This window comes from Myxococcus eversor, assembly GCF_010894455.1.
GTDB classification, from domain to species: domain Bacteria; phylum Myxococcota; class Myxococcia; order Myxococcales; family Myxococcaceae; genus Myxococcus; species Myxococcus eversor.
Window position 1 is genome coordinate 152,945 of sequence record NZ_JAAIXY010000014.1, and the last position, 12,871, is coordinate 165,815.

Below are 12,871 nucleotides of genomic sequence, written 5' to 3' on the forward strand. Positions count from 1 at the left end.
AGACTCACCCTGGAGGCGTTCTCTCATGTCCTCGCGGATGAAGCTGCTGCTGACCACCTCGCTCTGCCTGGGCCCCCTCACGGGCTTCATCGCGGGACGGGCCACCGCGCCGAACTCGGCCGACACGGGCCCCGTGCTGGAGGAGCTTGCCCGCCAGCGCGCGCTGCTCCAGTCCGTCCTCGAAGCGACACGCGCCCCGTCCCTCCAGATGCGTCACGCCAGCGCGCCTCCGACGGGAAGCACCGTGGACGCGGCCTGGCTGCGCGCGGAGCTGGCCCAGGTGCTGCGCGAGGAGCTGGGCAACAGGGCTCCCACCGAGCCCGAGGATGCGCAGAAGAAGCCTCCCGCTCCGGAGCCCACGCCCCAGAACCTGGCGGCCTTCCAGGAAGGCACCAGGGTCATCGACAAAGCCATCGCGGCACGGCGCTGGACGGAAGAGGACGCCAGTTCGCTGCGCAAGGAGCTCGGCGCCATGACGCCCGCCCAGCGAGATGAAGTCATCCAGCGGCTCGTCGTCACGCTCAACACCAACACCCTCGAGGTGCGGACGATGGGTGCTCCGTTCTGACGCAATCCATTTGCCTTCACGCCCAGGCAACAACATCCTCGCTCTCCGAGTGACCTTCCGTCACTTCAAGGAGAGACATCATGAACAAGCACATCATGAAGTGGGCAGGAGTGACGGCGGCGGTCCTCATCGGAGCGACCGCATGGGCGGGGGCCAAGATGGCCTCCAACGTCGCCGTCGCCATCGGCGGCAGTGGTGGCACTGCTTGGGGTTCGCTGGCGGGCGCGCGAAACAGCCCGGACACCACCCAATACATCGGCTGTAACGTTTATGGCTACGCGACGGGAGGAGGAACTCCCCGTGTGCTCTGCACCGCGAACACCGTGGCGGGCGTCTACGGCACCTGCTCGTCCACCGACCCGGTGATTCTGGAGACGGCTCGAAGCATCGGGGATGACTCCTTCATTGAGTTCCAGTGGAACCCGACCGGCCGGTGCACCTATCTGCTCGTGACCAAGTTCTCCTATTACGAGCCCAAGCTGTTCTGAGGCCCCGAGGCCCCGGCCGGGAGGCGCAGGCGCCGTGCCTCTCGTCCGCGCCTCCATTGACTTCCTGGCGACGTTTTCCCGCACCTGGAACAACTCCAAACAACTCCTGGAGAACGTCAGACAGACTTCACTCGTATTCCATTCGCCTTCCCCCCCCGGCAACAGCATCCTCGGCCTTCGAGTGACCTCCCGTCACCTCAAGGAGAGCCATCATGGACAAGCGTGGCATGAAGTGGGCTGGCGTGGCAGTGGCTATCATCATCGGGACGACCGCGTGGGCAGGGAACAAGCGCGCAGCCCCTGTCACCGTAACCAACGCCAGCGATGGGACTGGCCACGCACAGGGCTCCCTGGCAGGGGCAAGAAACAGCGCTGACGCCACGCAACACATTGGCTGCCACCTCATTTCATACGCGGCCTCCACGGGAGGACCGGTCCGGGTCCTCTGCGTGGCAAACTCCGCGGCAGGCGTCTACGGCACCTGTTCGTCCACCGACCCGGTGATTGTGGAGGGGGTTCGAAGCATCGGGGATGAGTCCTATCTCTGGTTCAATTGGGACGCGTCCGGTCAGTGCACCTACCTGCACGTGAGCAAGATCTCCTACTACGAGCCCAAGCTGTTCTGAGGCCCGCGGACGAGAGGCGTGAGCACCGCGCCTCTCGTCACTCCACCTCCGCGCGGCGTCTTCGGCGCCCCCTGCCCAGCCCTGCGCCCTCCAACCAAGCTAGCTCCGCGTCTCGCGTATTCCGCGCGAATCCATGGAGGGAGTCATGCGAGCAATCTGGAGGGTGGCCCTGGCCTTCGGTCTGACGGCGTGCGGTGGCATCGAGACCGGCGACGAGGCGCTCGAGGAGGGCGCCGAGAACAGCGTGCAGACCGAGCAGGTGTCCTCCGAACTGGCCGGGGCCTGTGAGTCCCTCATCGGCACGTTCTGTCGCCCGGGCGCGGTCACCCACTGCACCTGGAACGATGGCGCGGAAGGCGAGTGCGAGTGTCAGCGCACGCCCTTCAACAAGTGGCTCTGCAGCTACAACGGCTGACGCGCCCCAGGGGCTCCTCCCCCAAGCAGGAGCCCCGCCGCGCCTGACGCCCGCCTCCGGGTCCACCACCCGTCGAGACCGCGTCACCCGCGAGGTCCCCCCCCGCCCCCGCCCCCCCCCCCCCTCCCCCCCCGCCTGCCCCCACCAGTCCCCGACCCCCCACGGGCGAACCGCCCTCCGAGCGACCTCCCACGTCGTTCGGACTTGCACTTCCGCCCCACTTGCTTATTTTGGACGCCAAATTTAATTTAGCTGTCGAAACGCTCAAGGACTTATAAAAATAAGGTCCATCCCGCCCATGCCCATGGATGAGCTCGACATACGCTTGGTAGACCTGCTGCAGCGCGACGGCCGCGCGACGCAGTTGGAGCTCTCCCGCGCGGTGGGGCTGTCCCAGCCGGCGGTGGCCGAGCGCATCCGCAAGCTGGAGGAGCGGGGCGTCATCACCGGCTACGCGGCGCGCGTCGACGCGACGAAGCTGGGCAAGGACATCACCGCCTTCATCGGGGTGAGCATCGAGCATCCGAAGTACTTCGAGGGCTTCGCCAAGAAGGTCCTCGCCCTGCCGGACGTGCTGGAGTGCCACCGCGTCGCCGGGCAGGACTCGTACCTCGTCAAGGTCAAGACGGCGAACACGCGGACGCTCGACTCGCTCCTCGTGGAGACGCTGCGCACCATCGCGGGCGTCACCCGTACCCAGACCACCATCGTCCTGTCTTCCATCAAGGAGGACACGCATGTCCGCGTGCCTCCCGAGCTCGCCAAGGAGAGTGAAAGATGAGCGCCGACGCCATGAGCGCACCGCTTCCCCCGCCACCGGTCTGGCGACTCGCCCAACGCATGTCGCGCATCAAGACGTCCGCGGTGCGCGAAATCCTCAAGGTGGCCGAGCGCCCGGACATCCTCTCCTTCGCCGGAGGCCTGCCCGCGCCGGAGCTCTTCCCGCTGGAGGCCATCGCCGAGGCCCACGCCAAGGTCATGGCCGAGGAGGGCCGCGCCGCGCTCCAGTACAGCACCACCGAGGGCTTCGCCCCGCTGCGCGAGTGGATCTGCACGCACCTGGCCCGCTCCGGCCGCGTGTGCGACGCGGACCAGATTCTCATCACCAACGGCTCGCAGCAGGGCATCGACCTGGTGGCCAAGGTGCTGCTGGACCCGGGCGACCTGGTCGTCGTGGAGAACCCCAGCTACCTGGCCGCGCTGCAGACGTTCGGCGGCTACGAGGCGAAGTTCGCCACCGTCGAGAGCGACGACGAGGGCATGCGCATCGACGACCTGGAGCGCGTGCTGGCCACGCACAAGCCGAAGATGCTGTACGTCGTCGCCAACTTCCAGAACCCCAAGGGCACCACGCTGTCGCTGGAGCGCCGCAAGGCCCTGGTGCGGCTGGCGCAGCAGCACCGCTTCCTCATCCTCGAGGACGACCCGTACGGCGAGCTGCGCTTCCGGGGCGAGCACCTGCCTTCGCTGGCCGCCTTCGACGACCAGGGCGTCGTCGTGTCGCTGGGCACCTTCTCCAAGACGCTGGCCCCGGGCCTGCGCATCGGCTGGGTGGCGGGCCCGCGCGACTTCGTGCGCAGCCTCACCATCGCCAAGCAGTCCACGGACCTGCACACCGCCACCGTCGCCCAGCGCGCCGTGGTGAAGCTGCTCCAGAATTTCGACTACTACAAGCACCTGGACTCGCTGCGGCCCGTCTACGGCGAGCGCGCCAACGCCATGCTGGACGCGCTCAAGGCCCACATGCCGGAGGGCATGAGCTGGACGCACCCGGACGGCGGCATGTTCCTGTGGGCCAGGCTGCCCCCCGGCATCAGCGGCGACACCCTGCTGCCCCGGGCCGTCGAGCAGAAGGTCGCCTTCGTACCGGGCAGCCCCTTCTTCGCCATGAACCCGCGCTCGGAGTTCATCCGCCTCAACTACTCCAACCGGCCGCCCGACCTGATTGCCGAGGGCATGCGCCGGCTGGGCGCCGTCATCTCCGGCGCCCTGTAACCCCGCGCTGACACTTCAAGGCCGTGCCGCGCCGCGTCGGACTCCCCGACGCGGCGTTTTCATTTCCGCCCGAGTTGAATGCCGATTCAGGTTTCAACTTCTTCGACGCTGGCCAGGGAGGGCCGGGTTGCGTACCCTGCGCGGCGGGTTTCAACGGCGGTACGGAGCCCCGAGGTTCCCCAGCCGCCCCCAACACACCGGAGAGACAGACACATGCAGCTCAAGGACCTGAAGGTGGTGGTGACGGGTGGTGCCCAGGGCATGGGCGCGCACTTCGCGCAGCGGCTGGTGGAGGCGGGCGCGCAGGTGGCCGTGGGCGACGTCAACGAGGAGAAGCTGGCGGCGCTGCCCGCGAGCATCCACCGCCGCAAGCTGGATGTGTCGTCCGAGGACGACATCACGTCCTTCGTGAGCTGGGCGCACGGGGCCATGGGCGGGCTCAACGGCCTCATCAACAACGCGGGCATCCTCCGTGACGCGCTGCTGGTGAAGAAGGACCGGACCACGGGGCAGGTGAAGAAGCTGTCCACCGCTGATTGGAACGCGGTCATCGGCGTCAACCTCACGGGCGCCACGCTGATGGTGCGCGAGGTGGTGGCGAAGATGGTGGAGACGGACCAGGGCAACGGCGTCGTCGTCAACATGTCGTCCATCGCCCGGCACGGCAACCGCGGTCAGTCCAACTACGTGTCCGCCAAGGCGGCGCTCGCGGCGAACACCGTGACGTGGTCCCGCGAGTTCGGCCCGTTCGGCATCCGCGTGGGCGCGGTGGCCCCGGGCATGATTGAGACGCCGATGACGCAGGGCATGAACCAGAAGGCCCGCGACGCGCTGGTGGCCTCGATTCCCGTGGGCCGCATCGGCCTGCCCGAGGACATCTGGCTGGCCGTGAAGTTCATCCTCGAGTGCGACTACTTCAACGGCCGCACCATCGACGTGGACGGCGGCCTCAACTTCTAGGCCGCGTCATGGGCGCGTCTCCGCTTCATCCGGGGACGCGTCCTACCTGCGGCTGACGTCGCCCACGCGCGTCTGGTGCAGCAGCACGGGCTCGCCCTTGTAGAGCAGCTTGTAGGCGCCGTAGCTGCCGAGCACGTGCTTCACGTACTCGCGCGTCTCGTCGAAGGCGATGTGCTCCACCCACTCGTCCAGCTCCGCCTGAGGCAGCGCCTGACGCCAGCGGTCCACCGCCCTGGGCCCCGCGTTGTAGGCGGCCACCGCGTACGCCATGTTCCCGCCAAAGCGGTTGAGCAACTGTCCCAGGTAGGCCGAGCCCAGCCGGACGTTCTGCGCGGGCTGGAGCAGCGCCGCCTCCCCCACCTCGCCCAGCTTCAGCGAGCTGGCCACCTGGCGCGCCGTCGCGGGCATGAGCTGCGCGAGCCCCAGCGCCCCCGTGGCCGAGCGCGCCTGCGGACGGAAGCGGCTCTCCTCACGGATGAGCCCCTGCATCAGGTCCGGGTCCACCTTGGAGGCGCGCGCATAACGCTGGATGACGTTCCGGAACGCCAGCGGCCACGTCGCCTCCCACACGGGACGCGACGCCGCGCTCAGGGGCCCCTGCACTTCCTGGCGCAGTGACTCGCGCGCCACCTGCCGCGCGGCCCGCTGGCGCCCCGTGCGCAGCATCGTCTGGTAGAGAAGTCTCGCCGGCGCCTCCGGCAACCCTCGCGAGTTCACCGCGAGCAACTCATCCGCCGCGCCCGGCTGCCCCAGTCGAATCAGCTCCACTCCCGCCGCGAAGCGCGCGTCATGGCGCAGCGGCCCAGGCGGAAGGGGCCACACCTCGTCCGGCGGCGGCGCGTCGTCACCGGCTCCAGGAGGTGGCGTCAGGCGCGTCAGCCGCTCCGGAGCCAGCAACGCCAGCCGCGAGCGCGCCAGCATCCCGTACCAGGTCGCGGGGCGCTCGGTCGCCAGCAGCTCGTATTCATCGAGCGCAGTGGCGTTCGTCAGGGGCATCGGCTCCCGCACCCGCGCGCGCCAGTAGCGGGAGCGCCACAGTGCCTCGTCCGTGCGAGACGCCGCGGGCAGCTTCTCCACGGCCTCCAGCGCGGCCAGCGCCGCGGCGGGAGCGTCCTTGCGCGAGTGGAGCCAGAAGGCCCGGAACAGCGCCTCCGACGCGAAGTTGCCCGCCGGGTAGCGCCGCGCCGTCTCCTCATAGCGCTCCAATGCGCTGTCGAGCTGTCCCGTCCGTTGGAGGAGCCATGCCTCGAAGAAGAGCGCGTCGTCGGCATATCCATGCTCGGGATAGTCACGCGCGAGCGTCGCGTAGGTGTTGATGGCGGCCTTGGGGTCCACCACCGACTGCGAGTAGCCCAGCACGTAGAGCGCCTGGGGCCGCTGCTCGGCGGACATGCACTTCTCCGCCACGGGCGTGAGGAGCTGGATGGCGCGGCGGTGCTGCCGGTCCTTGCGCAGCGCGCGTCCGTAGGCGAGGTGCGCGCGACAGGACAGCTCGTCGGGCAGGTCCACCGAGGACATCACGCCCCACAACATGTCCATCGCGGAGGCATGGCGGTGCAGCTCCACCAGCGCCTCGCCCCGACGCACCTTCCACTTGGTGGGCAACGGCAGGCCCTGCAACCGCTGACGCGCCCGCTGCGCCTCTCGCGACAGGGGGCTGGTGGCCCACACCTCCAGGAGCGCGCGGTGCTCCACGTTGTAGAGGCCCTGGACCCGCGCCAAATCACAGATGGCCAGGAGCGCCTTCATCCGCAGCGCGTCCGGCCCTCGCGCCTGCCGGCTGTCGATGAGTTCTTGCAGCGCCTGCAGCGCCCCGGGGACGTCCTTGCGACGCTGCAGCACGCGCGACAGGCTGAAGCGCGCCTCGGCGTAGAGCGGTGAGCCCGGGCTGACCTCGCGGTACTGGGACGTCGCCAGCTCCAGCCGACGCAGCTTCTCGTTCGCCTGCGCCGCCCACAGCAGGCAGTGGTCCTTCAGCGGGACGTAGTCGACGGCCAGCGCGGCGAACTCGTCCGCGGCGGTGGCGTAGTCCCTGGCGAACATCGAGCTCTGCGCGCGCAGGAAGCGGACCGGCAGCGTGGACTCCTCGTCCTTGAGCAGCGCACGCGCGCGGGCATGACGGCCCCGGCGCAGTTCGTCACGGGCCTTGGCGAGGACGCCTTCCGCGAAGTAGGGCGCGAGCTGCTCGGGCCCGAAGGACACCACCGACAGCTCCGCGCCAGAGGGCTGCTCCGCCGGAGTGTCGAGCAACTGCTCCAACTGCTCCTCCGACAACCCCTCACCCGGCCCGTCATCCTCGAGCGACTGCGCCCGAGCGGAACCCGCCCCACCCACCAGGCCCGCGCAGGCCACGCACATCGCCATGGCACCCACGCGCAGCCGACGTCGTCCATCCATGCATGCCCTCTTCCGCGATTCGGGCCCCTGAGGATTTGCACGCAGGGCAGACTTGGGACCGGGCGCCGGGCACGCCGAACGCACACGCGTCGTCCAGGCGATAGACGCGCGCGAAGTGTCCGCGCGTCACTGCTCGAAACACGACGGAACCGCGCGCTACACGTGGGTGCGCCTGCGCGGTGGTGGCGCGAAAGACCACCCGTCACACCGCATCATCCACGTGCGCCGGCGCCCCACCTCAAGTCCGCTCGGAGGAATGAGGACCGCCAGGCGCTCAGTGGAACGCGGGCACGGAGGGCTTCGCCTGCTCCGCCATCACCCGCTCCGCCAACGCGCGGTTCAGCGCTTCATAGGAGGACTGGAGCGTCTTCAACTGGCGCCCCGCCACCCACGTCACCACCCCGCTGAAGTCCTCGCCGTGGACCAGCCGCGTCCCCGTGCCCTCCTGGGACAACAGGAAGTAGTGACGTCCATGCATCAGTCCAGGGATGCCACCCGTCCACTCCAGCGCCCTGGGCGGCTCCACGCGCGACATCGTCGCCGTGAAGCCATACACGCGCCCCAGGCGCCCCGGCGGGCGGACCTTCATCTTCACATGCGCCCCACGCTCCACCCGGCCCCGCGCCTCCACCATCAACGGGTTCCACGTGGGATAGCGGGCGAAATCACCCAGCACCGCCCACACGGCGTCCGGCGGCGCGTCGATGAAGGCCTCGGTCCTGAGTCGAAACATTTTCGCCCCGCCTCTCGCGCCTCTGGTGACTGGCAGTCAGCTCCAGCCCCAGGCTGTCCTCTTTCAACCGACCCACGACGCATACATGCCCCGCGGGACGATTGCGGGATGACAGGCGAATCGCGACTTTCTACGCTAGTCAGGAAGAAGCGGAGAACCCGTGCGTTTCCCGAATTGGAAACGCGGGACGGCCGCGCACGGTGGAACGAACCACCAGGGCCGCCCTCCACGTCATTGGAGGGGAGCCCAGACCAGGGGTGCACGGCGAGGGGCACCCACCGCTTAGTAGAGGTCGACGGGCATCATGGCGCCCGCCTCGAACTCCGGAGCACGCCGCAGCTGGTCCAGCACGCGCGGCGCGCAGCGCAGGTGGAGCATGGGCAACGAGCCCGGCTCGCTCACCGAACGCACGGAGCCCAGGAGGTGGTGTGCCTCGAGCCAGCGCATGAAGCTCTCGTGGAAACGAGCGCTCTCCGCCAGCCCGGCCCGTTGGACCTCCGCCCGAGACAGGGGCGGAGGACGGGGAGGAGTGCGTCCACGAGCAGCCTTGGGCTCCTCGCGGGGCATGACTGTGACATCTATCCATTCAGGCTGCGTCCGCGCGCCGGCCAGGCCGGGCAACGGACGGACCGCCGAGGTGATGCGGGACGAACCCGCCGCGAAGCCGTCCCCCGGCTCGCCAATCTTTCTGCTCATGGCCTCATCCTCCTCCCCCGGGCCCGGCGCTCGACTGGCGCCGACCCCGGCTTCAACCCGCCGTCACCTGAATACAGCCAGGCCCTTGCCTGTCCGGTGTCCGCCTGAGCGAGGAAGTTTGACCGCATTGGCCAAAATCAAATCCCGCACCTCGAGCGCCGTCAAGTCAGGGGCACGGCATCGGTAGAGCGCCGCGATACCCGCTACATAAGGCGCCGCCATGCTCGTGCCACTCATTCGCTCGTAGAACGCCTGGTTGTTGCAGCGCCTTTCAGTGCTGGAATACACGTTCACCCCGTAACCCATGATGTCGGGCACGACGCGGCGCTCCACGACACCGCTGGCCGAGAAATGGGCCACGTTGCGCTCGAAGTCGACTGCACCGACGGCCAGGGACTCGTCAAAGGCGGCTGGATAACCAACCGAGTCGGGTCCACTGTTGCCTGCCGCGACAACAGGCAGCACGTTGCTGTCGAGCAGCCGACGAATCATCGTCTGGAGCGCGCGCTGGTTGAGCTTGTAGTCCGCCTCGGAGATGCCGGGAGGCGGCTTGAGCGGGAAGCCCAGCGAGAGATTGACGACGGCGGGACGGGTGACGTTCTGCGGGCTGCTGAACTGGTGCAGCAGCCACTCCATGCCGGCGGCCACGCGGCCCAGGCTGGTGCGGATGGTCTCCGACTCGATGACGGACGCGACGTAGAGGTCGACCTCCGGAGCGACGCCATGGTGCGTGCCCGCGGCGATGCCGCACACGTGCGTGCCGTGGCCATCCGGGTCGAAGCCGCGGATGTCGCGCGCCGGATTGTGCGGCGAGTTGGGGAACAGCGACACGTAGCGGAACTGGATGACCTTGGCGGCGTGCTCGGGGTGGTCGGCGTCCACGCCGGTGTCGAGCACGCCGAGCAGCACGCCCGCGCCGCGGATTCCCTGGGCGTGGGCCAGGGGCACACCGCTCTCCTCGGGCCACTCGCGCTCGGCCAGCGAGCTCATGCCCCGGTTGCGCGGACCGGACTGTCCCGCCGACACGGGGCCGGGGAAGGACAGGGGCACGACGTCGGGGATGAACTCGAAGTCGTTGGACAGCTCGCCGCGCGCCTCGCGCTCCGTGTCCTCCGAGTAGAAGTGGGCCATGGTGGCGCCGATGAGCGGCATGAAGCGGAAGCTGCCCGCCTCGCTGCCGGTCTGCTCCGTCACGGGCGCGCCCGGCAACGGCACCGTCGTGGAGTCGGCGCCGCGCGTGGTGGGACGCTTGATTTTGGACCCCTTCGCCACGCGCTTGCGCTCTTCCTGGCCGCTGATGGCCGGACGCGGTCCGGGCAGCGTGGCCGAGCGCAGGCCCAGCGACGACAGGGTGTCCGGTGCGCGGTTGGCGACCGCGAAGCGAAGTGCCGTGGTGCGCGGCAACACGCGCTCGCCCTGCTGCGTACCGCGAGGCCCGACGCGGGCCTGCGTTTCGATGGACTCCTTGGGAACCAACAGGTAGGACTTCATGGGTTGTCTACTCCTTGAACGACCGTGCAACGCTGGCGGCGTGAGGCAAGGGCCACCGGCACCCAAGCTGCGTCCGCCGCGCCCGGAGCCTCGCGAGAGCGGCGGATGTGGATGGCGCACGCGGGAGCGGCGCCGAAAACAGCCGGGTCCTCCTCCCCGGCGCATGAGACCTCCTCGCGGCATGGGGCAGCCCTCCGGCCCCCGACTCCCCAGGACTTCAAGGACGCCACCGCGTCCTCGCGTGCGAGCCGCCGTACACCCCGGTCCGTCGCCTTCACGGGCGCCCGACCCGCGGTGGCTGTGGCGCGCCCTTCCATGGCTTCGCTCTCTCCTCCAGGAATCCCCGGACCCATTGTGAGATTGGACAGGATGGGCCTGACAATTAAACCAGGGATTCCATGCTGTAGACGCATGAGCCCCCCTGAATCGGTCCTTGCGGGACTTTCCGGAGCGTCGGGAAGTATGAAGGAGGCCCCCCAGACTGCTCGGAGCGTCACAAGAGCGGTGTCCGCCAGCCGACCCGGGGCGTCGGAGGAGGCGGGGAGGGAGGGGGAAGTTCGCGTCCCCACAATTGTTCGCCTACGTCGCCCACGACGGATTAAGTGGGCGCAAGCGGTCCGTCCTTTGGAGCCATCGACGTGATTCCCTACTGGCATGCCCCTTCGCTGAAGCTGGGGCCCCTCACCATCGAGCCCTTCGGCATCTTCGTCGCCGTGGGCATCCTGCTGGCCGCGCGGTTGCTCGGTCGCCAGGCGCAGCGCCAAGGGTTGGACCCGACGCCGCTCGCCGACTACGCCCCGTGGGGCGTGGGCATCGGCGTGCTGGTGGGCCACTGGGTGCACCTGTTCTTCTACCACCCGGAGGAGCTGTCCAAGGGGCCGCTCCAGATTCTGAAGGTGTGGGACGGGCTGTCGTCCTTCGGCGGCCTGGTGGGCGGCATCATCGCGGCCATCTTCTTCTTCCGGCACCGGAAGCTGCGCTTCAACGACTACGCGGACGCGTTCGCCCTGGGCGTGGCGCCGGGCTGGGCGGTGGCGCGGCTGGGCTGCTTCGCGGTGCATGACCACCCGGGCGTGCGCACCGACTTCTTCCTCGCGGTGGCGTTCCCCAACGGGGCCCGGCATGACCTGGGCATGTACGACGCCATCGCCCTCTTCCTCATCTCCGGCCTGCTGTACGCGCTGCGCGACGTGGAGAAGATGAAGGGGCGGCTGCTGCCGCTGCTCTCGCTGCTGTACGCGGCGTGCCGGTTCAGCTTCGACTTCCTGCGCGCCACGGACATGAACTACGTGGACGCGCGCTACTTCGGCCTGACGCCCGCGCAGTATGGCTGCTTCGCGCTGGTGGCCTATGGCGTGTGGGGGCTGTTGCGCCGCCGCGAGTCGAGCGCGACGTCAGCACCACCTGGGAAGACGCTGGGCACGGCGCGGTAGGGTGTGGTTCCGGGCCCTCGCGGTGATTCGCGAGGGCCTTCTGCTGTCTGGGGTATGGGCCGCGGGACTCCGCCGCGCCCTGGCGGCTCCGCTGGGTCGGATCGACTCAGGCGGGTACGGGCATGCGCACGGCGGAGAGCTTGCGCGGTGTGAGCACCGAGTGGATGCAGGCGATGCGTCCGTCCGCTCCCAGCTCCACGCGCACCACCACGTTCGTGGCGAGCAGCGGATCCTTCGCGGGCGCATACACCAGCGCCAGCGCGGGCAGGCCGTTGAGCCACTGGAGCTCCACCGCGAGGGGAGTCCCACGCAGCTCCATCAGCCGCGTCAGGAACGTCAGCACGCGCTTCGCGCCCACCATGGGCACCTGGGCCGCGCGCACCTCGCCCCGGCCGTCCGTCAGCGTCAACACGTCGTGGGCAAGCAGTGCCTCGGCCGCCGCCACATCTCCCGACAGCAGCGCGCCGAGGAAGCCTTCGAGCGCCGTGCGAGTGCGCTGTTGGAGGTCCTTCGTCGGCAGGCAGCGCGCGCCGTCGTAGGCGGCCATGGCGGCGCGGGCGCGGTGATGCACCACCTTCACGTTGGCCTCGGTCATGCCCAGGGCCTCGGCGACTTCGTGCACGGTGGAGTCGAACACGTCGCGCAGGAGCAGCACTGCGCGTTGCTTGGGGGTCAGGGCCTCCAGCGCCAGCAGGAAGGCGAAGGAGACGCTCTCCAAGAGCTCGTAGCGGCCCTCCGTCGAGCCTCCACCCGGCAGCCTCGCCTCCACCGCGGGCGGCACTTCCTCATCACCGGTCTCCAGCGGCGAGGGCAGCCACGGGCCGATGTAGCCCTCGCGTCGACGGCGGCGCAGGGCGTCTCGGGACAGGTTCAGCGCCACGCGTGTCAGCCAGGGGCGCAGCTCCTCGTGACGCTCGGGAGGCGAGGTCAGCGCGCGGGCGAAGGTCTCCTGCACCAGCTCGTCCGCGTCCGCCGCCACGCCCGTCATGCGGTAGCACAGGCCCCAGAGGTAGCGCTCGTGCTCCCGCGCCGCCTTCGCCAGTGCCCCGTGCGACACGTCCGACATGGC

The 12,871-nt window shown here is 69.1% G+C and carries 13 protein-coding genes; 8 read left to right on the top strand and 5 right to left on the bottom strand.

Going from position 1 to position 12,871, the window contains the following annotated elements; all coding sequences use genetic code 11:
- Positions 1-25 precede the first annotated feature (25 nt).
- The 7 genes from G4D83_RS27020 (at position 26) to G4D83_RS27050 (ending at position 5,052) form a co-directional block, all read left to right on the top strand.
- Complete coding sequence (locus tag G4D83_RS27020) at positions 26-568, top strand: hypothetical protein (protein ID WP_163867725.1); 543 nt, start codon at positions 26-28, stop codon at positions 566-568.
- Between the two features lie 80 nt (positions 569-648).
- Positions 649-1,056, top strand: coding sequence for a hypothetical protein (locus G4D83_RS27025; RefSeq protein ID WP_163867726.1), 408 nt, complete (start codon positions 649-651; stop codon positions 1,054-1,056).
- A gap of 212 nt (positions 1,057-1,268) precedes the next feature.
- Positions 1,269-1,682 carry a hypothetical protein gene (locus G4D83_RS27030; protein ID WP_163867727.1) on the top strand — a complete coding sequence of 138 codons (414 nt, stop codon included), beginning with the start codon at positions 1,269-1,271 and terminating at the stop codon, positions 1,680-1,682.
- Positions 1,683-1,827: 145 nt separating this feature from the next.
- Entirely contained in the window at positions 1,828-2,097 is a 270-nt protein-coding gene (locus tag G4D83_RS27035; RefSeq protein ID WP_163867728.1) for a hypothetical protein, read from the top strand.
- 298 nt (positions 2,098-2,395) lie between these two features.
- Entirely contained in the window at positions 2,396-2,878 is a 483-nt protein-coding gene (locus tag G4D83_RS27040; protein ID WP_176437567.1) for an Lrp/AsnC family transcriptional regulator, read from the top strand.
- Positions 2,875-4,092 carry an aminotransferase-like domain-containing protein gene (locus tag G4D83_RS27045; RefSeq protein ID WP_163867729.1) on the top strand — a complete coding sequence of 406 codons (1,218 nt, stop codon included), beginning with the start codon at positions 2,875-2,877 and terminating at the stop codon, positions 4,090-4,092. The genes G4D83_RS27040 and G4D83_RS27045 overlap by 4 nt, the downstream gene beginning before the upstream one ends.
- A gap of 213 nt (positions 4,093-4,305) precedes the next feature.
- Positions 4,306-5,052 carry an SDR family oxidoreductase gene (locus tag G4D83_RS27050; protein WP_163867730.1) on the top strand — a complete coding sequence of 249 codons (747 nt, stop codon included), beginning with the start codon at positions 4,306-4,308 and terminating at the stop codon, positions 5,050-5,052.
- Positions 5,053-5,094: 42 nt separating this feature from the next.
- Here the strand turns inward: G4D83_RS27050 and G4D83_RS27055 are convergent, their stop codons facing one another.
- From G4D83_RS27055 to popC, 4 genes are all read right to left on the bottom strand, one after another.
- Positions 5,095-7,449 (bottom strand): transglycosylase SLT domain-containing protein, encoded by a 2,355-nt coding sequence (locus G4D83_RS27055; protein WP_163867731.1) that lies wholly within the window; start codon positions 7,447-7,449, stop codon positions 5,095-5,097.
- A gap of 274 nt (positions 7,450-7,723) precedes the next feature.
- Positions 7,724-8,182, bottom strand: a complete 459-nt coding sequence (locus tag G4D83_RS27060) for an SRPBCC domain-containing protein (protein ID WP_163867732.1) — start codon at positions 8,180-8,182, stop codon at positions 7,724-7,726.
- A 282-nt stretch (positions 8,183-8,464) separates the two neighbouring features.
- Positions 8,465-8,878, bottom strand: a complete 414-nt coding sequence (popD, locus tag G4D83_RS27065) for a PopC secretion inhibitor PopD (protein ID WP_163867733.1) — start codon at positions 8,876-8,878, stop codon at positions 8,465-8,467.
- Positions 8,879-8,941: 63 nt separating this feature from the next.
- Positions 8,942-10,369 (bottom strand): subtilisin-like protease PopC, encoded by a 1,428-nt coding sequence (popC, locus tag G4D83_RS27070; RefSeq protein ID WP_163867734.1) that lies wholly within the window; start codon positions 10,367-10,369, stop codon positions 8,942-8,944.
- A 638-nt stretch (positions 10,370-11,007) separates the two neighbouring features.
- On the opposite strand from popC, the gene G4D83_RS27075 reads away from it, so the two are divergent.
- The gene (locus G4D83_RS27075; protein WP_163867735.1) at positions 11,008-11,802 is read left to right on the top strand and encodes a prolipoprotein diacylglyceryl transferase; all 795 of its coding nucleotides are present in this window, start codon (positions 11,008-11,010) and stop codon (positions 11,800-11,802) included.
- A gap of 106 nt (positions 11,803-11,908) precedes the next feature.
- On the opposite strand, the gene G4D83_RS27080 is transcribed toward G4D83_RS27075, so the two are convergent.
- Positions 11,909-12,868, bottom strand: coding sequence for a sigma-70 family RNA polymerase sigma factor (locus G4D83_RS27080; protein ID WP_163867736.1), 960 nt, complete (start codon positions 12,866-12,868; stop codon positions 11,909-11,911).
- Positions 12,869-12,871: the final 3 nt, after the last annotated feature.